Raw genomic sequence first — 23,492 nt, 5'->3', positions numbered from 1 at the left:
GCCAACATTTCTATCATCAAGGGGGGAAGATGAAAAAAAATGACCTTTATCCCTCGTACGATCAAACTATTCTGCCTTCTCCATGTTGTGTCCATTCCCAACGCCCGATATGATGCCGCGCTCGCCGCAAAAATGGGAACATTTCCCTACACAATGGCGGGCAATAACACCTAAACGACACCTATCCCAACGTGATTGGCGCATTCGCTAACCTTAATGCCGCGTCCGACGCGAAGGGACTATTAATAATCTGTTATTGCAGAGGATTTATGAGCACGAACACGTTGGCAAATCCTGGTCCATTAGGACTGATGGGCTTCGGGATGACCACTATTCTGTTGAACCTGCACAACGCAGGCTTTTTCCCACTTTCTTCCATCATTCTCAGCATGGGTATTTTCTACGGCGGTATTGCCCAGATCCTCGCTGGCCTGCTGGAATATAAAAAAGGGAATACGTTTGGCGTGACCGCGTTTACGTCTTATGGCGCTTTCTGGCTGACGCTGGTTGCCATTCTCATGCTGCCGAAAATGGGCCTGGCAGAAGCCAGCGATGCCCAGTTCCTTGGCGTATTCCTTGGTCTGTGGGGCATCTTCACACTGTTTATGTTCTTCGGCACCTTCGGTACCAACCGCGCCTTGCAATTTGTCTTCGGCAGCCTGACCGTGCTGTTTGCTCTGCTGGCTGTGGGTAACTTTACCGGCAACCACGCTCTGCTGACCTTCGCGGGTTACGAAGGCATCATCTGTGGCGCTAGCGCGATTTATCTGGCAATGGCTGAAGTGCTGAACGAGAAGTTTGGCCGCACCGTACTGCCAATTGGTTCATGTGGCGCATCTCACTAAGTTCTGACGCCATACCCGTACCGACCAATCCTGTTTTACATGCTAACGAGCCCTGTCAGATTGACAGGGCTCGTTTGTTTTTGATGACGCGCTATTTTTTGAGAAAAGCGTGCTTAAACTTCGACGGGCGAACGATCGCGCGCCTCGCTATCGGCCGAAACCTGCGAGTCAGCATCCAGATCGCGCTGTAAATAAACCCCCAACAGCAATCCCACAGCAGCCAGCGTCAGGACATAGAAGGCTGGTGCCATCGGCGTCGCCTTCATAATCAGCGTCACGAAGACAGGCGTCAGGCCACCGAAAATGGCATAGGAAACGTTGTAGGAAAAAGAAATCCCTGAGAACCGCACCGCAGCCGGAAACGCTCGCACCATGACATAAGGCACACCGCCCACCACACCCACGCTGAGCCCGACAATCGCATAGCTGACAAAGAGCAACGTCGTACTGCTTGCTGCCGAGCTATAAAAGAACCAGCTGCATGCGGCCAGCGACAGGCTACCCACAATAAACAGCTTGCTGGCACCGAAGCGGTCAACCAATAGCCCCGCGCCGACGCAACCCACCATCAGCGCAATCGTTGCCAGACAGTTCGCCTGCAATGCCAGCGCAGCAGGAATACCGTGGACTTTTTGCAGGTAGGTCGGAGCCATCAGAATAACGACGACGATGCACGCAGACAGCAGCCAGGTCAGCAGCATTGAAACCATAACCGCACGTTTATGATTTAAGACGACAGATTTCAGCGGCAGCTCTTCTGCCAGCTTTTTCTGCTCACGCATTTCCATAAAGATGGGGGTTTCCTGCAACCAGCGGCGCAGATACATGGCGATAAGGCCGAATACCCCACCAATGAAGAACGGCAGACGCCAGCCGCCACCAGACATCTGCTCTGGCGTCAGCACCGTGTTCAGCAACGTTGCGATCAGCGAGCCTAGCAAAATCCCCATCGTCAAGCCGGCAGTCAGCGTCCCGCAGGCAAACCCAATACGGGCGCGAGGCACATGCTCCGCAACGAAGACCCATGCGCCGGGGACTTCGCCACCAATTGCCGCCCCTTGCAGCACGCGCATTAACAGCAGTAAAAGCGGTGCCGCAATACCAATGGCTTCATAGGTCGGCAGCAAGCCCATTGCCAGCGTCGGTAGCGCCATCAGTAATATGCTCAGGCTGAACATTTTCTTACGTCCGCTCTTGTCGCCAAAGTGGGCCATGATGATGCCCCCAAGCGGGCGAGCCAGATAGCCTGCGGCGAAAATACCGAACGTCTGAACCTGCCGTAGCCATTCAGGAATATCTGGTGGGAAGAAGAGATCGCCAATCACGGCAGCAAAGAAGACGAAAATAATAAAATCGTAAAACTCTAACGCGCCACCCAGCGCAGCCAGAGACAGCGTTTTGTAGTCCTGCCGGTTCAACCGGCGAGGATGGGCGTGTTGATCCTGAGTCATAAGTTACCGTGCATTGCCAGAGTGAGAAAAGAAGAACGTCACCGCAGTATGTAAAGTAGAAATTACTATAGCGGCAAAATTTTTATACACCAGCAAAGCTGAATCTTATGTTTCAAATCGGCTAACTTCAGTCTTTTATTTCGCGCACGGCATTTTTAGGGCGAAAAGCTGCTACTACATCCGCATTGGTTTCAATGTAAGGGCCTTCCAGCAGCTGGATACAATACGGTACGCTGGCAAAAATACCGGCCACAACCACCTTGCCATCGGCATCTTTTAAGCCTTCCAGCGTTTCCTTAATCGACTTGGGTTGTCCCGGCAGATTAAGAATCAGCGCCTGTTTACGCAGCACGCCCACCTGACGGGAGAGGATCGCGGTAGGAACGAAGCGCAGGCTGATCTGCCGCATTTGCTCACCAAACCCCGGCATTTCGCGATCGGCAATGGCCATCGTGGCATCCGGCGTGACATCACGACGAGCTGGCCCCGTTCCCCCAGTTGTCAGCACTAGATGACAGCCACGCTCATCCACCAGCTCACACAGCGTTTGTTCAATCATTGGCTGTTCATCCGGCACCAGCCGGGTTTCCACTTCAAAAGGCGTGGTCAGGGCGCTGCGGAGCCAGGATTCCAGTTCTGGGATGCCTTTATCCTGATAGACCCCGCCGGAAGCGCGATCAGATACGGAGACTAAACCAATACGCAATACATTCATAAGCACCTCATTTTAAACAAAACACCAATTTTATCAGGATATTAAATGTTGTCAGCGAAGAATCGCTTCCTACGATAAAATTCATATCACATCGGCTATTTTATACGGCAAGCAATATTTTATTTGATAACAATTATTAAATGCCGTCTCAAAAAATGTCGGCAATACCTATGCGATGAAAATAACAAAACAATAGAAAGGGTAAAACAGGCATCCAGAGAAAGACGTTTTATAAAATAAAATCAGGAGGGAAAAAGAGTAGGGCTGGCCACTACAGAACCCCACCTAAAATCCGATAATATGATAAACTTAAATCACTTCTTTACCACCAACTATAAGTAAAAAAGCTATACCAAGGAAGTAACTATGAACGACCTTAAGTATAAGATATTAAAATTATTCTCACACCCTACCTCATCCTTCTTCCTGTTCGGATTGATTTCCTTTTTCATTACTATTTTTCTTATGCATGAAGCGAATAAAAGCGCGTGGAAAGTAGAGCGACAGAACCTGGACACCACCATCAAGACGTATGAATCCTATAATATCGGAGGAGAGGTGACAGAGAGTGATGTCATCCGAAAAACGGGTAGCTACGTCACGGCACGAACAAGAACATTTGTATTTAATACGCGTGACGTACGTAGTGAATGTATTAATCGATTATCTTCATCCGACCTGACATTTAATGATATGGCTGTTATCCGTATTTGCCAGAATAAACTCCCATCAATTGGAGAATATGCAGGAAAAGGTACTCTTACTGTAATTTATCCCGTACTTTCCCCCACAGATGAATTATTAGGTATTCGTATTAGAACGTCTTCAGAAACCGCTCAGCCTTCATTTTTTGAAACCCTGGCCTCACTCGGTTCTGCCATTGTCATCCTGAGTATCGTGTTGCTTTGTGCCGTTTTAGGCAGCCTGCTGTCACTGCTGACGAAAAAATATTTGGTGGAATTGCCTATCATTGCACGATATGACGATCTCACGGGCTATTTACGGCGAGACGCGTTCTTTCTGGCCGCGAATAAGGCCTTCAGTATCGCCAATCTGACTAAGCGCCCCGTGAGCGTCATTCTGATCGACATCGACTACTTTAAGCAGGTGAATGATAGTTTTGGTCACAGCGTGGGTGATGATGCTTTAAAATTTGTTGCCGACACGTTCAAAAAATCATTTCGCCGCGAAGATATTTTTGGCCGGATTGGCGGCGATGAATTCGCGATCCTTTTACCGAATACCGGATTAGATGATGCGTATACCATCGTTGATAAAGCCAGAGAGCGTGTTAGCAACACGCCTTGTGAAACCGCCGCGGGCAAAATCAGGCTGACGGTCAGCATCGGGCTGGTTGAATACCATATCACTGGAGAAGATTTAATCGAAGTGATGAAGCGTGCCGATGATAATCTTTATATCGCGAAGAAAACCCGTAACGCGACGGCAAAATAGGCCTATTCCTGCCACAACGCCAAACTACAGACAAAAAAATAGCCGGGCATCCCGGCTATTTTCATCAGCAGAATGGTTACAGTAAATCTGCGATCATCTTTTCCAGTTTTTCCTGGTCGATAGCAAACTTACGGATCCCGTCGGCCAGTTTATCAATCGCCATTGGATCCTGGTTGTGTTGCCAGTAGAACTCAGCTTCCGTCATTTTCGCCGGACGAACTTTCACATCACCGACGTAAGACAGCTTGCGAACCACTTCACCTTCGCTTTCTGACAGCTCTTTCAGCAGGGCGGGTGCGATCGTCAGGCGGTCACATCCAGCCAGTTCCAGAATCTCACCGACGTTACGGAAGCTCGCGCCCATCACGACCGTTTCATAGCCGTGCTCTTTGTAGTAGTCGTAGATTTCGCTAACGGAAACCACGCCCGGATCTTCATGCGGCGCAAATTCTTTCTTATCGCCATTGGCTTTGTACCAGTCAAGAATACGGCCAACGAACGGTGAAATCAGGAACACGCCCGCTTCAGCACAAGCACGCGCCTGCGCAAAGGAGAACAGCAGCGTCAGGTTACAGTTGATGCCTTCTTTTTCCAGTTGCTCCGCCGCGCGGATGCCCTGCCAGGTGGAAGCCAGTTTAATCAGGATACGCTCGTTGCTGATGCCTGCGTCGTTGTAAAGCTTGATCAGGTGTTTTGCCTTCGCCACGCTGGCTTCGGTGTCATAAGACAAGCGCGCATCCACTTCTGTGGAGATGCGGCCGGGGATCAATTTTAAAATTTCGAGACCGATATTGACCGCCAGTTTATCCGTGGCATCCACGACCTGCTGTTTGCGATCGCTGCTCTGCTCACGCGCCCAGGCAATAGCCTCGTCGATAAGCTTGCGGTATTCAGGAATTTGCGCAGCGTTCAGAATCAGTGAAGGGTTAGTGGTCGCATCCTGCGGTTGGTACAGTTTCATTGCCGCAATATCGCCGGTATCAGCGACAACCGTGGTCAGTTGGCGTAGGGAAGTCAGTTTATCCGTCATGTTGGCATGTCTCGTTGTTTATACGTGGTGCTCGTGAATGAAAATAGCTCGTATATGAATCGACTGGTTATCTAATCGGGTGGCCGTCTGTTTTGCACCGAAATCTGATAATAACACGCGCACTTTCCCGTGCAAGCCAGCTGTTAATCCTCTCTACACAGCCCCGCCTCTTACCACACTAAAATCATCCTGCCGAAAAAATGAAGCGTCTTAAAAGATGAAGCTATTGTAGCCATCGCCGTTTTCTTATCAGGTTCTTGCTATAGTAGGTGCATCAAAAATCAGACCGACAGGACAGGCGCATGCTTATTACTATTTCACCTGCAAAAACGCTCGACTACACCAGTCCTTTGGCAACGACGCGTTATACCCAGCCGGAACTTCTGGACTATTCCAGCCAGTTGATTGATGTGTGTAAAAAACTGACGCCAGCACAGATCGCTTCTTTGATGAGCATCAGCGATAAGCTGGCTGACCTGAACGCAGGCCGCTTTAGCGATTGGCACCCGGATTTCACGCCGGAGAACGCGCGTCAGGCGCTGCTGGCGTTTAAGGGCGACGTTTATACCGGATTGGCCGCAGAAGATTTCAGCGAGGATGACTTCGATTTCGCCCAGCAACATCTGCGTATGCTGTCAGGCCTGTATGGCGTGTTGCGCCCGCTGGATTTGATGCAGCCGTATCGGCTGGAAATGGGCACCAAGCTGGAAAACAAAGCCGGTAAAGATCTCTACAGTTTCTGGGGCGACACCATTACTGAAAAGCTGAATCAGGCGCTGCACGATCAAGGCGATGATGTACTGGTTAATCTGGCATCGGACGAATATTTCAAAGCCGTTAAACCGAAAAAGCTTAATGCCCGTCTGATCAAACCCGTCTTCCTGGATGAGAAAAACGGTAAATTTAAGGTAATCAGTTTCTACGCCAAGAAAGCACGCGGCCTGATGAGTCGTTTCATTATTCAAAACCGTCTGACTCAGCCGGAACAGTTGAAAGCGTTTAATCTGGAAGGTTACTTTTTCGAGGCTGCGGACTCTTCAGCTAACGAGCTGGTATTCAAGCGCCACGAACAGTAATGTACTTTGACGAATGACAACCGCCTCCCAGCTTCCCTATCAGGATAGCCTTTATACACAATTACAGGAAGGTATCGCGGATTTTGCCGTTATCCGGCGTAAAAAAGTATGCTGAGGAGATAGCAGGCTTCGGATGAGCCGCAGGACGCGGCGAAAGCTTGCGCCACGTCGGGAACGTGTCGCAAGCGGTCCGTTAAGCCTGATACCGACGAAGGCACCGCGCCAGCGGCATAATTTCCCGCCGAAAGCCTGGGGTCACGGGGCGAGCGGCGTGTGAGCCGCCCCGTGTCGGGCGCGTGCTACAAAGTAGCATGAAAATGACGGTATTATCGCGCACGAAACCACCTCTTAGTCCGCATAAACCATGTCACTAAGAGGCAAATCCTTGCAGCAATCTTATTCCGGTAGCGACATCAGGAACTCACGCAGCTTCGCGAAATCATCTGGGAAGTTGTGCGACAGCAGATCCAGATCGGCACGCTCAGCCAGCGCTTCCGGCAGATCCAGTTCTTTGCCCAGAATGTCTTCCACGCTTTCCTTGAATTTCGCTGGGTGCGCCGTACCCAGGAACAGACCGAATTCACCCGCTTGCAACTGATCGCGCAGCAGACGGTAAGCAATCGCAGCATGCGGCTCTGAGAGATAGCCTAACGCATCCAGCTCATGCATGGTTTCTTTCGTCGTCTCATCGCTCACCGCGCCAAAGCCCAGCGTTTTCAACTGCCAGTTCTTACGACGGAACAACTCTTCCACGCGCGGCCAGTTGTTCGGCTGGCTGACGTCCATCGCGTTGGATAAGGTTGCCACCGTTTTATGCGGTTCCCAGTTACCATTGCTCAGGAAGCGCGGCACCGTGTCATTGGCGTTAGTCGCCGCGATGAAGCGCTTAATTGGCAGACCCAGCGATTTCGCCAACAGGCCAGCGGTCAGATCGCCAAAGTTACCGCTCGGTACAGAAACCACCAGTTGGTTACGGGCTTCCTGCGGCAGTTGTGCAACGGCTTCAAAGTAGTAGCAAATTTGCGCCAGCAAACGGCTGATGTTGATGGAGTTTGCTGAGTTCAGGCCGATTGCTTTTTTCAGTTCTTCATCATCAAACGCCTTTTTCACCAACGCCTGACAGGCATCGAAATCGCTGTCGATAGCGATGGTGTGAATGTTGCCACCCAGCGTACAGAACAGTTTTTCCTGCAACGGACTAATCTTGCCCTGCGGATACAAAATCACAACGCGGACATTTTCCAGACCGTAAAAGGCGTGCGCCACAGCGGCACCAGTGTCGCCAGAGGTCGCCGTCAGAATGGTAATTTTCTCGTCGCCAGACACTTCCGTCAGCATTTGCGCCATAAAGCGGCCGCCGAAGTCTTTAAAGGCCAGCGTCGGGCCGTGGAACAGCTCCAGCGCAGCGATATCTTCCGCCACTGGCGCAACCGGAGCCGGGAATGCAAAGGCCGCTTTCACACGCTCAAACACCGTTTCGGTCGCAATTTCATCGCCGATATAGGCGGACAGAATGCGGCTGCTGCGGGTCACAAAATCCAGATCCAACAGCGCATCGATTTCAGTGCGCTCGAATTCCGGCAGTTCCAGCGGGAAGAACAGCCCTTGCTGGCTACCCAGTCCTTGCTTGATAGCCTGAGCAAAACTGACCTGCTCGTTATGATCTTTAAGGTTGTACAGTTTCATGCGTTATCCCAGTTGTCGTGCGCCAGTCGTATCAAGACGGCAAATATGAACAAAACCTTCATCGTTCTGCAAATAGTTATCCCGCAGCCAGTCGGCCAGACGCTGTGCGCTCGCCATGTCGTTGCAGACGGAGAATAACGTTGGGCCAGAGCCGGAAATACCGCAGGCCAGCGCCCCGATATCTTCAGCAGCCTGGCGAGCGGCAGCAAAGCCGGGCAGCAGTTTCGTCCGATAAGGTTCCGCGATGACATCCTTCATCAGTTTTGCCGCCAGCGCGGCCTGTCCGGTATGGCAAGCGTGGATAAAGCCCGCCAGATAACGGCCGTGGCTGATGCAATCCTGACGACGATATTGCGCAGGCAGAATCGCGCGCGCTTCAGCAGTGGAGACTTTAATCCCCGGATACGCCATGACCCACAGCCAGTCATCGAATGACGGCACAGGCTGGCTGATGATGCCGTTTTCTTCCAGCATCAGTTGGACACCGCCGAGAAAACACGGGGCAACGTTATCGTAGTGAACGCTGCCGGAAATGCGCCCTTCCAGCTCACCCATCAGCGTCAGCAGACGGGTATCATCCAGCGGTTTACCGCAAAATTCGTTCATCGCCATCAACCCAGCGACGACAGAACAGGCGCTGGAACCGAGCCCTGAACCAATTGGCATATTCTTTTCGAGCGTCATCGCCACTGGCACGGTTTTGCCAATTTCCTGACAGAACAGTTCCCAACATTGATACACAATGTTTTCTTTCGGGTTGTCCGGCAGCTTGCTAACAAAACGCCCTTCATTACGCAGGCTGAACAGATCGGCGGCTTCAACAGAGACGCAATCCCCCAGCAGTGAACCGTCTACCGGCGAGACGGCCGCACCCAGCACATCAAACCCGACGCTGACGTTACCGATTGATGCAGGTGCATACACCTTAACCATAATTATGCTCCCAACTTCCATGACAAGGTGCGCAGCAGATCTGCGAACACACCAGCAGCGGTAACATCGTTACCCGCGCCATAACCGCGCAACACGAGCGGCAGTGGCTGATAATAACGGCTGTAGAATGCCAACGCATTCTCGCCATCTTTGACTTTAAACAGCGGATCGTTGCCGCCAACGGCACTGATCTTGACCTTACAGCGGCCTTCTTCAATCACGCCGACATAGCGCAACACTTTACCTTCATCGCGCGCTTGTGCAACACGGCTGGCAAACTCATCGTCTGCCGTCGGCAGGCGTTGCATAAAGCTGGCGACATCGCCGGATGCATCAAAGCTGGCAGGCAGAACGGATTCCACCTCAATATCGCCCAGCTCCAGTTGATAACCCGCTTCACGCGCTAGAATCAGCAGCTTACGCGCCACGTCCATACCGGACAGATCGTCACGCGGATCGGGTTCGGTATAGCCTTTTTCTTTCGCCTGCGTGGTCGCTTCCGACAGCGACATGCCTTCATCGAGTTTACCGAAAATAAAGGACAGCGAGCCAGAGAGAATTCCGGTAAAGCGAATCAGTTCATCGCCTGCATTCAGCAAATTTTGCAGGTTCTCAATCACCGGCAGGCCTGCACCAACGTTGGTGTCATACAGGAAACGACGACGGGATTTCGCCGCAGCGCTACGCAGTTGATGATAGTAATTCATCGATCCCGTGTTGGCTTTCTTGTTTGGCGTCACGACATGGAAACCATCGGCCAGGAAATCCACGTACTGATCGGCCACAGCCTGATTCGACGTACAGTCGACGATCACCGGGTTCAGCAGGTGGTATTCTTTAACCAGACGGATCAGACGGCCAAGATTGAACGGCTCGCGGGCTTTACCCAGCTCTTCATGCCAGTTTTCCATCGAGATGCCGTTAATGTTGGTCAACATCGCCTTGGAGTTGGCGATCCCACACACGCGCAGGTCGATATGTTTGTCTTTCAGCCACGGCTGCTGGCGGTGGATCTGATCCAGCAGTGCGCCACCCACGCCGCCGACGCCGATAACAAACACGTCGATCACCTGATCGGTGTTAAACAGCATCTGGTGGGCAACACGTACGCCAGTGGTGGCGACATCGTTGTTCACCACGACGGAGATAGAGCGCTCAGACGAGCCCTGCGCGATAGCCACGATATTGATATTTGCCGTCGCCAACGCCGAGAACAGACGTGCAGACAGGCCGCGCAGCGTACGCATGCCATCGCCCACCACAGAGATAATCGCCAGACGCTCCATCACATCCAGCGGCTCCAGCACACCTTCTTTCAGTTCCAGATAGAATTCGTCTTCCAGCGTTTTTCTGGCGCGCGCCAGCTCGTTTTGCGATACGCAGAAGCTGATGCTGTATTCGGAGGATGACTGCGTAATCAGAACAACAGAGATGCCCGCACGCGACATCGCAGCAAACACACGCGCAGCCATGCCGACCATGCCTTTCATGCCAGGGCCGGATACGTTAACCATCGCCATGTTGTTCAGGTTGGTGATTCCTTTCACTGGATACTGGGTATCCGTGCTATCCATGCCGATGAGCGTGCCAGGAGCCTGAGGATTTTCGGTATTTTTGATGAGGCAGGGAATTTGGAACTGGGCGATAGGAGCAATGGTGCGAGGGTGGAGGACTTTGGCGCCGAAATAGGACAGCTCCATCGCCTCCTGATAGGACATCGATTTCAATAATCGAGCGTCCGGCACCTGACGCGGATCGCAGGTATAAACGCCGTCCACATCAGTCCAAATCTCACAACAGTCGGCACGCAAACACGCAGCCAGTACCGCAGCGGAATAGTCAGAACCATTACGGCCCAGCACCACCAGTTCGCCTTTGTCGTTACTGGCAGTAAAGCCCGCCATCAGGATCACATGATCTTTCGGGATAGCGCTTTCAGCGATGCGGCGGGTCGATTCAGTGATATCCACTGTGGATTCAAGATAGTGTCCCTGCGCCAACAGTTTCTCGACCGGATTGATAACGGAGACCCCATAGCCGCGCGCCTGAAAGACCGCTTCCATGATGGCGATAGACAGTTTTTCTCCCCGGCAGATGATTGCAGCATTCACGCTGTCAGGGCATTGGCCCAGCAGCGCGATGCCGTGCAGAACGTGTTTCAGCTGTGCAAATTCCTGATCCACGAATGCCTTCAGGCGGGCATGGTCAAAACCGGGTTGAGATGCTGCAAGTCCTTGCAGTAATGAAGAAAAGATCGTTTCGGCGTCGTTTAAATGCGGCAGGATATCTTGTCCGGCGACGGTTTTCTCAATCATGGCAACCAAATGGTTGGTAATTTTCGCCGGCGCGGACAATACGGTAGCCACCTGTCCCTGGCGCGCATTGTTTTCGATAATGTCGGCAACGCGTGCAAAACGCTCCGCATTTGCTACTGAAGTCCCGCCAAATTTCAACACTCGCATTTTTATCTGTTCTCCTGAATTTCTGCCAACCAAACGCCGGAAGCGTTTTTTGTATGCCGCTTACAGACGGCGTTATTGGATAACCTGCCATAAAAAAAAAGCCCGCACTGTTCGGTGCGGGCTTTTTCTGGAATCTTTATATGCGTCAGCCCGCACCGTTACTGGTTGTATCGGTGATGGTAATAATCGTGGTGATTAGGCTGATAGTGCGCATGCTAAAATCGAATCTCGTTAGAAGTAGAGTTATCTGCCCTATTAGTTAGGCCAATCGCCCTTTGAAGTCAACGGATTTCTTTTTTTTCTTCTCGTCGAACGAAAAATTCCTGCCGCGCAACTCACTGCCTAAACAGGAATAAGCCGGACAAACCGTTGTCAAAATACGCAGTCCAAGATGTTCGACTACCAGAAAAACTATCTTTGCGATCTTATTTCGGCAATCTTTTTTCAATGTCGTGTAGCAACCGATGGAGCATCGCCGTATCGCGTTGCTCTAAACGCCCTAGCCGCTGATGCAGCCAGTCCCGCAGTTTTTCATCGTCCTCAACCGCCAGAGTAACCAAAAGCCGATCCATACGATCGCGCAGCGCCGACAACTGCCCCGCCACCGCTGGCTCTGCCGCTTCCGGTTTGACCTGCATGAGTTCAGCCAGTTGGTAACAATACACCATCACCGCCTGACCAAGATTCAGCGAGGGATAATCCGCTTTCATCGGCACGCCGGTCAACACATCCGCCAGTTCGAGTTCCTCATTCGTCAGGCCAACATCTTCACGACCAAACACCAGCGCCGCAGAGGCCATCCATTGAACCTTGTCCTGCAATACGCCGGTCAGTTCCGCTGGCGTGCAGTAATAGTGATACTTAGCCCGGCTGCGCGCGGTGGTCGCAACCGTAAAATCGACATCTGCCAGTGCTTCAGCCAACGTGGAAAACATCTGTACGTTATCCAGAATATCCCCTGAACCATGCGCCACCCAGCGGGCTGCGGGCTCTTGATGTACTGTGCTACCGACAATACGCAAGCTGCTGAATCCCATCGTTTTCATCGCACGAGCTGCCGCCCCTACATTTTCAGCCCGAGCGGGCTCAACCAAAATAATATGAAACTGCATAGACTCCTCAGTATGGGTTACATCCGTTTTGGCAAGCCTTCATCTGCTCGCCAAACAACGCAGCCCTGTAATCGATAACAATTTATTGATGACTACGATTTGTTGATAACGACAATTTGTTGGGCATTACGGTAAAAAATTAACAATAAACCAACAAAATTTCCGGCATCAATTCGGCCTTCGGTAGGCAACATCGGTGAGTCCAAAAAATGGGCGGGAAGATAAGACCCCAAGAAAAATAAGGTAAATTATTTTATTTCAATAAGTTATAAAAGCACCACCGACTGTGTAGCGCCAATTATGATTATTGGCATTTGCTATGCTAAATCGTTCATAAAAAGTGCTAAATTGTGACGTAAACTGGCAATCCTATAAGTGTTTATCACAAAATAGTTAACGTGCTAAAATGAAATTTGATATATGTCAACAGAACCGTAGATTTATCAGCAGGCAAAATCTGTGCTTACTGTTATGTTGCTGTTAATAAGGTTAAACTGTGCGCCACTTTGAGCGCAGTTAAATTAGCGCCACGCTCACCCGCTAGCAGTACCTCTAAGCGGGTAGAGAATGAACACCAGTAACGCATTTACGTACTTGAGTCTGACGTTGAGCGAGAGCGTAGTCTACCTCGATAAGCTCCAGGGAAGTACCCAGAATAACTGGCGTTGTAGCCAGCGGGCCAGCAGGGTATGACAGCGACTTCTGTACTTCCGATTTCTATAATTTAAGTTGGCAATTTTAGGTAGCAAACATGCAGACGCCGCACATTCTTATTGTTGAAGACGAGCTAGTAACTCGTAATACCCTCAAAAGCATTTTTGAGGCGGAAGGATACGTTGTTCACGAAGCCACTGATGGCGCAGAAATGCACCACATTTTGTCCGAGAATGACATCAATCTGGTGATCATGGACATCAACCTGCCAGGAAAGAACGGCCTGTTGCTGGCACGTGAATTGCGCGAGCAAGCCACCGTTGCCTTGATGTTCCTCACTGGCCGCGACAATGAAGTCGATAAGATCCTCGGTCTGGAAATCGGTGCGGATGACTACATCACCAAACCGTTCAACCCACGTGAACTGACGATCCGCGCACGTAACCTGCTGTCACGTACCATGAATCTGGGCAGTGGCACCGAAGAGCGTCGTCTGGTGGAAAGCTATCGTTTCAACGGCTGGGAACTGGACATCAATAGCCGTTCTCTGATTAGCCCGGCTGGTGAACAATACAAGCTGCCGCGCAGTGAATTCCGCGCCATGCTGCACTTCTGCGAAAACCCAGGCAAGATTCAGTCTCGTGCAGAACTGCTGAAGAAAATGACGGGCCGTGAGCTTAAGCCACACGACCGTACCGTTGACGTCACTATCCGTCGTATCCGCAAGCACTTTGAATCCACAGCTGATACGCCAGAAATCATCGCGACGATCCACGGCGAAGGCTACCGCTTCTGCGGCGATCTGGAAAATTAATTCCCCTCAGCCGGAGCAGGCATCTGCTCCGGCTGTTTTCCCTTCTTACCGCACGTTATTCACTCTTTCCCCACGGCATAACCGGCACCGCGCTTAACGCATTTTTCGGCGAACCATCGACTAAGCGATCGGAATAAGTAAGGTAGATCAGCGAATTGCGCTTTTGATCGTAAAATCGAACAACCTGCAATTTCTTGAAAACCAACGATGTTCTTTTCTGGAACACCACGGATCCGCGATCGCCGCCGTTTTTGATTTTATCGGACAGCGTAATCGGCCCAACCTGCTGGCAGGAAATAGCCGCATCCGACGTGTCTTCCGCCAGCCCTAATCCGCCCTTGATTCCGCCTGTTTTAGCTCGGCTAATGTAGCAGGTCACATTGGATACATCCGGATCGTCAAACGCTTCCACTACGATCTTGTGATCCGGCCCCAGCAGTTTAAAGGCCGTATCGACAGACCCAACTTCTTCCGCACTGACAACGCCTGCGGTGGATAGCAATAGCAGACCCGCTCCCATGATGCGCGTTATGTTCATATTTCAGGCCCTGTGACAATTCATAACAAATGGTTAATAACCACAATTAAAAAGGGGATGAGCAAAATAAACCGCTATAATCTCCCTCCTTATCCAAATTACCTGCGGAACATTTTCAAAAATCTTCGGCAGTACCAAAGTGAAAATATTGCTATGATGCGGGATCTCAATACGCTCGCGCTCAATGTGTTTGATGAGGAAGATTATGGATCAAGCCGGTATCATACGTGACTTGCTTAACTGGCTGGAAAGCCATCTCGACCAGCCGCTATCACTCGATAATGTGGCGGCGAAAGCGGGTTATTCCAAGTGGCATCTGCAAAGAATGTTCAAAGATGTGACGGGCCATGCCATTGGTTCATATATCCGAGCGCGGAGATTAACCAAAGCGGCGGTGGCACTCTGCCTGACCAGCCGCCCTATCCTGGATATTGCCCTGCAATACCGTTTTGATTCACAACAGACGTTTACCCGCGCGTTTAAAAAGCAGTTTACCCAAACGCCAGCGTCTTATCGTCGTTCCGATAACTGGAATACTTTTGGCCTTCGTCCGCCGATCCGACTCGGTGCGTTTACGCTGCCGCAGCCGCAGTTTATCACGCTGCCAGAGACACAGTTGCTTGGGCTAACGCAAACCTATAACTGCCGTCTGGAGCAGATTTGTAACTTCCGTACGGAAATTCGCGTCCACTACTGGCGTCAGTTTTTAGGAGAGACCTGCTCCGTTCCTCCCGTACTTTACGGGTTGCATCATTCACGGCCGAGTAAAGAGAAAGACGACGAACACGAAGTGCTCTACACCACCGCGCTGGAGCCACAGTATCTGCCCGATGACGTCCACACTGGCGAGCCCGTCACGCTACCGGGCGGCGACTACGCGATGTTTGTTTTTGAAGGGCCAAATGACGAGCTACAGGATTTTATTATCAGCCTGTATGACACCTGTCTGCCGACCTTTCAGCTCACGCGCCGCAAAGGGTTTGATGCCGAGCGTTTTCACCCTAACCGCGATACAGACGGGGAAATACCCGCTATCATCCGCTGCGAGTATTTTATCCCCATCCAACATACCGAGCCGCTCTCAGCGCTGTAACTCATCCAGTGCCGGAATATCCAAATGCGAAATATCTCCGGCCGTTTCCACCACCCATCCGGGTGCTAGCCACGGGCTTTGCTGATAATCAATGCGCGACAGGGAACAGTTGCGCAGACGCAAGCGCCGTTCAGCCGATGCGGGTAACCCCAGAACCGTACTCAGCAAGCACCCCAGCGCCATCCCGTGGCTAACCAGCAAAGGACGACTTCCCGCTGGCAACGCCAGACAACGTTCCAGAACACCGTGCATGCGCAATGCCACATCAACCATCGACTCGCCTTCTGGGATGCGGCCATCGGGCGTGCCATCCACCAGCCCTTTACGCCACCTTTCTTCCCCGTCGGTCAGTGAATCCAAATCGCGGGCTTCTAAGACGCCCATGTTCAATTCACGTAACCCGGGCTCCAGGATTATCTGGCAATCACCACAAGATTTAGCGATGATTTCTGTCGTCTGACGCGTTCTTCCGAGATCGCTGGTAAAAATATGCGTAATCCCTAACGTCCTGATTCGTCCAGCAACTTGCTGTGCCTGTTGCTCACCTCTTGGCGTCAGCGCACTGTCCGATTGACCTTGAATACGTCGAGCCACATTCCATTCCGTTTCGCCGTGGCGAACAAGATATACCTGTAACATGGTTATTTTCCGTTATACTGCGTCAAATTAACTAAAGGTACGAAACTGTTATGTATCACGTTGTTGCTGCAACTACCAACCCGGCAAAGATTAAGGCTATTACTCTGGCATTCACCGATGTCTTTGGTGCAGAAAACTGCCGCATCGAAGGCGTTGACGTCGACAGTGGTGTCCCGCGCCAGCCTCTTGGCTCTCTCGAAACCCGTACGGGCGCCAGAAACCGCGTCATGATGGCACGCCAGGTGCGTCCAGAAGCCGATTTTTGGGTCGGTGTCGAAGCAGGCATTGAAGAAAGCATGACTTTCGCCTGGATGGTGATCGAAAATGCTCACCTGCGTGGCGAATCACGTTCTGCAAGCCTGGTTCTTCCAGAAAGTATATTACATGGTATCCGTGAAGGGCGGGAATTAGGCGATGAAATGGAGCGTTTGACGGGCGTTCAGAATATTAAACATAAAGGTGGTGCCATCGGCGTCTTCACCGACGGCAAATTGTCGCGTACCAGCGTATACCATCAGGCGCTGCTGCTGGCCCTGGTGCCGTTCCATAATCCGATCTATCAGATTCCCGTTCAGGCAGCAAAACCGTAACGGTTACGCATCGTCACCTAACGGCTTATCTGCCGACAGCAACTGCGCTTCCAGCCAGCTTTTTAACGCGGGGGGCGCGGCTTTCAGACTGTTTGAACCGCGTGTAATCGTCGCAATTCCCGCACCTAACTCGCTTTTCAGCTCACGCTGGCTCATTTCACCCCGCATTAGCTCCTGTATAATTCGCACCCGCGTTCCCAACGCTGTACGCTCATCCGGCGTCAGCAAGAGTTGAAGCAGCGGCAATTGAAGATCCTCCGCAATAGACTGCTGCAATAGCGCGACAAAGCGTAACCAGTGCTCATTGTCTTGTTCAGAAAGTGCTGGGTCGATAAGCGATAACGGAGTCATAACGGGCTGCCATACTATTTAACTAGTACGGCAGCATAACACAATTTCAGGCAACGAGCGCAACGCCGCGTCTCAATAACGCCGCTGCCATTCCGCATCCGTCAGCACACTGGCTGGCTGATTAAGGAAATAGCGATAGAAGACGTCATACGCCAGCACATTTTTCACGTAACCCCGGGTTTCTGAGAACGGAATACTTTCGATAAACGCAACGGGATCGATGCGCCCTGCGCTGTTCTTCAGCCAGGTATTCACACGCGACGGCCCGGCATTATAAGCCGCTGAAGACAGAATGCGGTTACGGCCAAATGTCTGGTACACGTACTCCAGATAGCTCGTCCCTAACAGGATATTGGTTTCGGGATCGAACAACTGGCTGGTGTTCGTATAGAACGTGATATTGCTCATTTTGGCCGTATGCTGCGCTGTCGCGGGCATCAACTGCATCAGGCCCGATGCACCAACCGGGGAACGTGCTTTCGGGTTCCAGGCGCTCTCCTGACGAGCTATCGCCATCGCATAACTCTGGCTGATGCCTTTCCCCTGCGTTTCACGGCGGAATTCATCGTTCCAGGCCAGCGGGAAACGCTCTTCCAGATGATCCCACAGCTTCGCGACAATCGTCGCCTGCACGCTCAAATCCGCCCAGCGCTGCTCAAACGCATAGCGAGCCAGCGCTTCCTGCTGCGGCTTGCTGCGATTAGCCACCAGCCCGACCCACTCGCTGCGCGCCAGATTATCCATCTGCCAGAACATCAACTCCCGCACGCGAGTGATTTCCGGTAGCTGAGACAAAGAAGGATCTGGCTTCACTGCCGTCATGATAGTAATGGGATAGCGCTCGTTCAGTTTCTGCGCCGCCGCCATCGGATAGAACCCGCGTTCCTGCATCAGGCTGCGTAATAGCGTCTCGCCTTCCTGACGTTTGCCCTGATCCAACAGCGCCGCCGCGCGCCAGTAGCGCCATTCGTCTTTCTGTAACGCCTCCGCCGGTAAGCGCGCCATCCAGCTTGTTAGCCCCTGACGATCGCCTGCACCCAACGCCATACGTACGCGGCGTTCCAGCAACGTGGTTGACGTGCTCTTTCTCACTACGTCATCCCGCCACTGCGCCTGCTCTGGCGTGGCATCGTTGCCCATCAAACGCCAGGCGATGGTTTCTTCCATTGCCTGACGCTCTGCGGCACTCATTTTCTGCAAACGGACAATAACCGGCAGCATTGAACGGGCATTATCGGCATCCTGGCGCGCCGTGCGCGTGAAGGCCGAGAGCGTGACTTTACGCGTAAAATCCGTCGGTCCGACGGTACGGGCGAAGCTCTCCAGCGAATTCGGATCGTTCTGGAGTTTCAGCAGCGCATCGCCCATCGTTTTATAATCGTCGGGTAACTGCTTGATGAGATAGCTCACCAGACTGCCGCTGCCTTCGTCCATTGCCAGACGTGCGCGTTCCAGCGTCGTCAGCGGCGTCTGTTCGCCTGCCTGCTGCCAGACGGAGAAGAGTTTATCGCACACGGTAGGGAGCGAGCGTCCTGTCAGCCAGATATCACGCGTGGCTTCCCACACGCCCTGACGCTGACCCGTTGCCCATTGGGCGTAATAAAAGTTACAGCGGGCGCTGACCGGCTTCGGCGGCTGGGGGCTAAATGCCAGCAGCCCAATCCAGTCCTGACGACGCGCCAGTTCATTCACAAAGCTGGTAGAGAGATTACGGGCAGGCGGCAACGTCGGGTGCGTTGCCATAAACTGCTTCACCTGCGTCGCACTGACCTGACTCAGATCCTGCGTGAGCGAACGGTATTCAAGATAAGGATAAAGTGGATAACTGCGCAGCGTTGGCATCAGCTGCGCCACCGTGTCCATCTGGTTGCTGTCCCATGCTTGCTTAACCTGCTGATAGCGCTGACGCTGTTCGTCCAGAGAATCCGCCAGCACATGGCCGGAAAACCCAGCCAGACATATCGCCGAAACGGCGTACCACCAATGACCCGCTTTTATCACCTGCATTAACCTCATCCGTTATCGAACTTGCTATCGGCATCCTTCATCGTATCGATACCCCTATCCTATCGGGCAGATCCAGTGTGGCACATCATGCCAGACAACGATATGCCGATCCGCAAACCGATTCTGAAATTCATCAGGCGGGCCGAGGTCTCAGATCGACCACGGCAAATCGCCGGATAGCTGGGATCGCGGGCCGAAACCCGCTACACTTCATACTTAGAGTAATGCGCCTAGAATAATCGATCCGCTGCTGGGGTATTTCCTTGGCAGCGATTTAGTATTAGGTAACACAGTGCTACATATGGTCACCCGCTTATGGTGACAAATCATAGAGATAAGAGAGAGGCGAAGTCGCAACGTGGCTCAATATGTTTATACCATGCATCGCGTCGGTAAGGTCGTACCGCCGAAGCGTCACATTCTGAAAAACATCTCCCTCAGTTTTTTCCCCGGTGCCAAGATCGGCGTGCTGGGTCTGAACGGAGCCGGTAAATCAACGCTGTTGCGTATTATGGCTGGCATTGATACGGACATCGAGGGCGAAGCTCGCCCACAACCTGGAATCAAAATCGGCTATTTGCCGCAGGAACCGCAGCTAAACACGGAGCACACCGTACGTGAATCCGTAGAAGAAGCGGTATCTGAAGTCGTCACCGCGCTGAAGCGTCTTGATGAAGTCTATGCGCTGTATGCTGACCCGGATGCAGACTTCGATAAATTGGCCGCCGAACAAGGCCGGTTGGAAGAAGTCATTCAGGCGCACGACGGTCATAATCTGGATAACCAGCTAGAGCGTGCCGCTGATGCGCTGCGCTTGCCGGAGTGGGATGCAAAAATCGCTACCCTGTCCGGGGGGGAACGTCGCCGCGTGGCGCTGTGCCGTCTGCTGCTGGAAAAGCCGGATATGTTGCTGCTCGACGAACCGACCAACCACCTGGATGCCGAATCTGTCGCCTGGCTGGAACGTTTCCTGCACGATTTCGAAGGCACCGTAGTGGCGATTACCCATGACCGTTACTTCCTCGATAACGTAGCGGGCTGGATTCTGGAGCTGGACCGTGGCGAAGGTATTCCGTGGGAAGGCAACTACTCTTCTTGGCTGGAGCAGAAAGATCAGCGTCTGGCACAGGAAGCCTCTCAGGAAGCGGCACGCCGTAAATCCATTGAGAAAGAGCTGGAGTGGGTGCGTCAAGGCGCTAAAGGCCGTCAGTCCAAAGGTAAGGCACGTCTGGCACGCTTTGAAGAGCTGAACAACACCGAATACCAGAAACGTAACGAAACTAACGAACTGTTTATTCCGCCTGGTGCTCGTCTCGGCGATAAAGTGGTGGAAGTCACCAACCTCAGCAAGTCTTACGGCGAACGTCAGCTCATCGACGGGCTGTCTTTCTCCGTACCGAAAGGCGCGATTGTCGGCATTATTGGCCCGAACGGTGCCGGTAAATCGACCCTGTTCCGCATGATGTCCGGTCAGGAACAGCCAGATGGCGGCTCGATTGAGCTGGGCGAAACGGTAAAACTGGCGTCAGTTGACCAGTTCCGTGATGCGATGGACAACAGCAAAACCGTCTGGGAAGAAGTTTCTGGCGGGCAGGACATCATGCGTATCGGCAACACCGAAATGCCAAGCCGCGCTTACGTTGGCCGTTTCAACTTTAAAGGAGTTGATCAGGGCAAACGCGTTGGCGAACTGTCCGGTGGTGAACGCGGCCGTCTGCATCTGGCGAAGCTGCTGCAGGTAGGCGGCAACGTGCTGCTGCTCGATGAACCCACCAACGACCTGGATATCGAAACCCTGCGCGCGCTGGAAAACGCCCTGTTGGAATTCCCTGGCTGTGCCATGGTGATCTCGCATGACCGTTGGTTCCTCGACCGTATCGCAACGCACATTCTGGATTATCAGGATGAAGGTAAAGTGGAATTCTTCGAAGGTAACTTTACCGAGTACGAAGAGTACAAGAAGCGTACGCTGGGTGCCGATGCGCTGGAACCACACCGCATCAAATACAAGAAGATCGCTAAATAAGCCGTCATCGAACGTGATAAACAAATGGCCCGCAATAAATTGCGGGCCATTTTTCTTTCCAATACTGCTTCACTTACCTAATCAGAACGTTTCCCAGTTTTGACTATCGCTGCCTTTGCTACTGGCTCCGGCGAGAGCCATCGCTGGCGCTAAGCGCGGTTGCGGTGCAGCCTTCGGTAAGGACGATTTCAGTCTCTGAGCCACGCCAGCCAGCTTGAATACCGAGACAGCCTGCGTCAGACGTGCAGCCTGTTCTTCAAGTGAAACGGCTGCCGCCGAGGCTTCCTGCACCAACGCCGCATTCTGCTGCGTCGCACTATCCATTTCAGACACGGCTTGACTCACCTGCCCAATGCCACGGCTCTGTTCGTCAGAAGCGGAAGCAATTTCACCCATGATGTCGGTCACGCTGACAACCGCGCGGACAATCTCACCCATGGTTGTGCCCGCCTGAGACACGAGCCCAGATCCGGTATCCACCAGCCTGCTCGATTCGCCAATCAGCCCTTCAATCTCTTTCGCTGCCTGTGCACTACGCTGTGCCAGACTACGGACTTCGCCCGCTACCACGGCAAAACCACGCCCTTGCTCACCCGCCCGCGCAGCTTCTACCGCCGCGTTCAGCGCCAGAATGTTGGTCTGGAAAGCGATGCTATTAATGACGGAAGTGATTTCGGAAATACGGCGTGAACTGGTAGAAATGTCCTGCATGGTATCCACCACGTTCTTCACGATCTGCCCGCCCTTCTCCGCTTTTTCAGAGGCATTTTTTGCCAGTTGGCTGGCGTGATGGGCATTGTCAGAGTTCTGTTTCACTGTTGCGGTCAGTTGTTCCATGCTCGCGGCGGTTTCCTCCAGCGCGGCCGCCTGCTGTTCGGTGCGTGAAGAAAGATCGACGTTACCCGCCGTAATTTCTGACGACCCTTGATAGATCGAATCCGCGCCTTCGCGCACGATCGTCACCGTATCCGTCAGTTCCGCCTGCATGTTCTGGATATTCGTCCCCAGAATGCCGATTTCATTACGCCCCATCACCATCGCCGGCTGCGTCAGATCGCCTGCGGCAATCTTCTGGATACGCTCAACCAGTCTGTTGATTGGCGCGAGGATCACATTGCGCACCATGATGTAGGCCATGATCGCCATAATGATAGACAGGACAAATGAGCCCGCCATCATCCAGTAACCCAGCTTGGCATTCTCCGCCGCACGCAGGTTGATATCCTGCGCGGCTTTCGTGAGTTCAGTCACTTTCTTGCGTACGGGAACACTGAACGCTTCATCTAGCTGACGAGCTAGCGTACTTTCCAGCGTAACCGTATCTTCAAATTCCCCGTCACTGGTTGCTTTCTGCATAGCCAGAATTGCGTTATCGCGATAGTCGGCGTACGCCTTAAGAATTTCGCCATCCAGCACGCTTTCACTCTCCAGTTTATCTGGACGCGCGAGGTATTCATCCAAACGCTTCTGCGAGGCTCTGACGCGACCAGCAGCCTGATCTGAAGCGGATTTAAAGACCTCGTGATCGCTAATACGGTTTGCCGCCCCCGCCTGAATAAGCAGCAGTCTGGCAACGCGTAACTGATCGAGGCTGCTGCTGATACCGGCGCGAATATCAGACAACTCATTAGCCTTATCAAGTGAATTATTACTCTGCTTTAAAAAATAACTCGCTGTGCTAATAGAAAGCGCAAATAAAATCAGGATAATTGAAAAAAGAGTAATAAATAACGAGACGAGACGTATATTGTTGATGTAACTCAACTTCTCTTTTTGAATAGACATCGGTTGCATTCTCATTTTCACCATCACTGGTCTACATTATCTCTGCCATCACAGGTGCGGCAGAGCCCAGATATCACCGTGACAATAATGCCACGCAGAACAAACCTTTTATAAAAAAAAGCAAAAAGGAACCAATATTGTTATCGGCATTTTCAGCCTAAAGCGTACCTAAAATAAGTTGATAGAAATCACGTTTCAATAAAAATCAAAAAACACCTAAAAAAATGAAA

At 52.1% G+C, this 23,492-nt stretch carries 20 protein-coding genes and 1 other annotated feature; of the genes, 7 read left to right on the top strand and 13 right to left on the bottom strand.

The features are described from left to right. Positions 1-269: 269 nt before the first annotated feature. The gene (gene satP, locus JFY74_03465; GenBank protein QQG29135.1) at positions 270-845 is read left to right on the top strand and encodes an acetate uptake transporter; all 576 of its coding nucleotides are present in this window, start codon (positions 270-272) and stop codon (positions 843-845) included. A 113-nt stretch (positions 846-958) separates the two neighbouring features. Here the strand turns inward: satP and JFY74_03460 are convergent, their stop codons facing one another. Further along, positions 959-2,296 carry an MFS transporter gene (locus JFY74_03460; protein ID QQG29134.1) on the bottom strand — a complete coding sequence of 446 codons (1,338 nt, stop codon included), beginning with the start codon at positions 2,294-2,296 and terminating at the stop codon, positions 959-961. A gap of 127 nt (positions 2,297-2,423) precedes the next feature. After that, positions 2,424-3,011 carry a molybdopterin adenylyltransferase gene (gene mog / locus JFY74_03455; GenBank protein ID QQG29133.1) on the bottom strand — a complete coding sequence of 196 codons (588 nt, stop codon included), beginning with the start codon at positions 3,009-3,011 and terminating at the stop codon, positions 2,424-2,426. A gap of 366 nt (positions 3,012-3,377) precedes the next feature. Between mog and JFY74_03450 the strand changes: the two genes are divergently transcribed. Next, complete coding sequence (locus tag JFY74_03450) at positions 3,378-4,466, top strand: GGDEF domain-containing protein (GenBank protein QQG29132.1); 1,089 nt, start codon at positions 3,378-3,380, stop codon at positions 4,464-4,466. Between the two features lie 76 nt (positions 4,467-4,542). On the opposite strand, the gene tal is transcribed toward JFY74_03450, so the two are convergent. Next, positions 4,543-5,496: a transaldolase gene (gene tal, locus JFY74_03445; protein ID QQG29131.1), complete on the bottom strand. Its 954-nt coding sequence runs from the start codon at positions 5,494-5,496 to the stop codon at positions 4,543-4,545. A 302-nt stretch (positions 5,497-5,798) separates the two neighbouring features. Here tal and yaaA point away from each other — a divergent pair, with 302 nt between their 5' ends. After that, positions 5,799-6,572, top strand: a complete 774-nt coding sequence (gene yaaA / locus JFY74_03440) for a peroxide stress protein YaaA (protein QQG29130.1) — start codon at positions 5,799-5,801, stop codon at positions 6,570-6,572. Between the two features lie 396 nt (positions 6,573-6,968). Here the strand turns inward: yaaA and thrC are convergent, their stop codons facing one another. The 5 genes from thrC to JFY74_03415 all read right to left on the bottom strand — a co-directional run bounded on the left by thrC (position 6,969) and on the right by JFY74_03415 (position 12,765). Then, complete coding sequence (thrC, locus tag JFY74_03435) at positions 6,969-8,258, bottom strand: threonine synthase (protein ID QQG29129.1); 1,290 nt, start codon at positions 8,256-8,258, stop codon at positions 6,969-6,971. A gap of 3 nt (positions 8,259-8,261) precedes the next feature. Further along, complete coding sequence (gene thrB, locus JFY74_03430) at positions 8,262-9,191, bottom strand: homoserine kinase (protein ID QQG29128.1); 930 nt, start codon at positions 9,189-9,191, stop codon at positions 8,262-8,264. Positions 9,192-9,193: 2 nt separating this feature from the next. Next, on the bottom strand, positions 9,194-11,653 hold the full coding sequence (thrA, locus tag JFY74_03425; protein QQG29127.1) for a bifunctional aspartate kinase/homoserine dehydrogenase I: 2,460 nt from the start codon (positions 11,651-11,653) through the stop codon (positions 9,194-9,196). A gap of 91 nt (positions 11,654-11,744) precedes the next feature. Beyond that, positions 11,745-11,860: a sequence feature (Thr leader region), on the bottom strand. Then, positions 11,799-11,867 (bottom strand): thr operon leader peptide, encoded by a 69-nt coding sequence (gene thrL, locus JFY74_03420; protein QQG30437.1) that lies wholly within the window; start codon positions 11,865-11,867, stop codon positions 11,799-11,801. (Overlaps the previous feature by 62 nt.) 211 nt (positions 11,868-12,078) lie before the next feature. After that, on the bottom strand, positions 12,079-12,765 hold the full coding sequence (locus JFY74_03415) for a tRNA/rRNA methyltransferase (protein QQG29126.1): 687 nt from the start codon (positions 12,763-12,765) through the stop codon (positions 12,079-12,081). 751 nt (positions 12,766-13,516) lie between these two features. Between JFY74_03415 and arcA the strand changes: the two genes are divergently transcribed. Next, positions 13,517-14,233 carry a two-component system response regulator ArcA gene (gene arcA / locus JFY74_03410; GenBank protein ID QQG29125.1) on the top strand — a complete coding sequence of 239 codons (717 nt, stop codon included), beginning with the start codon at positions 13,517-13,519 and terminating at the stop codon, positions 14,231-14,233. A 55-nt stretch (positions 14,234-14,288) separates the two neighbouring features. On the opposite strand, the gene creA is transcribed toward arcA, so the two are convergent. After that, positions 14,289-14,771 carry a protein CreA gene (gene creA / locus JFY74_03405; GenBank protein ID QQG29124.1) on the bottom strand — a complete coding sequence of 161 codons (483 nt, stop codon included), beginning with the start codon at positions 14,769-14,771 and terminating at the stop codon, positions 14,289-14,291. Positions 14,772-14,976: 205 nt separating this feature from the next. Between creA and robA the strand changes: the two genes are divergently transcribed. Then, positions 14,977-15,864: an MDR efflux pump AcrAB transcriptional activator RobA gene (robA, locus tag JFY74_03400; GenBank protein ID QQG29123.1), complete on the top strand. Its 888-nt coding sequence runs from the start codon at positions 14,977-14,979 to the stop codon at positions 15,862-15,864. Here robA and gpmB read toward each other — a convergent pair. Continuing rightward, on the bottom strand, positions 15,853-16,503 hold the full coding sequence (gene gpmB / locus JFY74_03395) for a 2,3-diphosphoglycerate-dependent phosphoglycerate mutase GpmB (protein ID QQG29122.1): 651 nt from the start codon (positions 16,501-16,503) through the stop codon (positions 15,853-15,855). The genes robA and gpmB overlap by 12 nt on opposite strands. Before the next feature lie 50 nt (positions 16,504-16,553). On the opposite strand from gpmB, the gene yjjX reads away from it, so the two are divergent. Then, positions 16,554-17,093: an inosine/xanthosine triphosphatase gene (gene yjjX / locus JFY74_03390; GenBank protein QQG29121.1), complete on the top strand. Its 540-nt coding sequence runs from the start codon at positions 16,554-16,556 to the stop codon at positions 17,091-17,093. 3 nt (positions 17,094-17,096) lie between these two features. On the opposite strand, the gene trpR is transcribed toward yjjX, so the two are convergent. Next, complete coding sequence (trpR, locus tag JFY74_03385; GenBank protein ID QQG29120.1) at positions 17,097-17,444, bottom strand: trp operon repressor; 348 nt, start codon at positions 17,442-17,444, stop codon at positions 17,097-17,099. Between the two features lie 72 nt (positions 17,445-17,516). Then, entirely contained in the window at positions 17,517-19,451 is a 1,935-nt protein-coding gene (gene sltY, locus JFY74_03380) for a murein transglycosylase (GenBank protein ID QQG29119.1), read from the bottom strand. A 358-nt stretch (positions 19,452-19,809) separates the two neighbouring features. Between sltY and ettA the strand changes: the two genes are divergently transcribed. Beyond that, complete coding sequence (ettA, locus tag JFY74_03375) at positions 19,810-21,477, top strand: energy-dependent translational throttle protein EttA (protein QQG29118.1); 1,668 nt, start codon at positions 19,810-19,812, stop codon at positions 21,475-21,477. 81 nt (positions 21,478-21,558) lie between these two features. On the opposite strand, the gene JFY74_03370 is transcribed toward ettA, so the two are convergent. Continuing rightward, positions 21,559-23,262, bottom strand: a complete 1,704-nt coding sequence (locus tag JFY74_03370) for a Tar ligand binding domain-containing protein (protein ID QQG29117.1) — start codon at positions 23,260-23,262, stop codon at positions 21,559-21,561. Between the last annotated feature and the right edge of the window lie 230 nt (positions 23,263-23,492).

The organism is Pectobacterium carotovorum (assembly GCA_016415585.1).
GTDB lineage: Bacteria > Pseudomonadota > Gammaproteobacteria > Enterobacterales > Enterobacteriaceae > Pectobacterium > Pectobacterium carotovorum_K.
The sequence above is the reverse complement of the archived record's forward strand: the minus strand, read 5'-3'. Positions and strand labels throughout refer to the sequence as shown.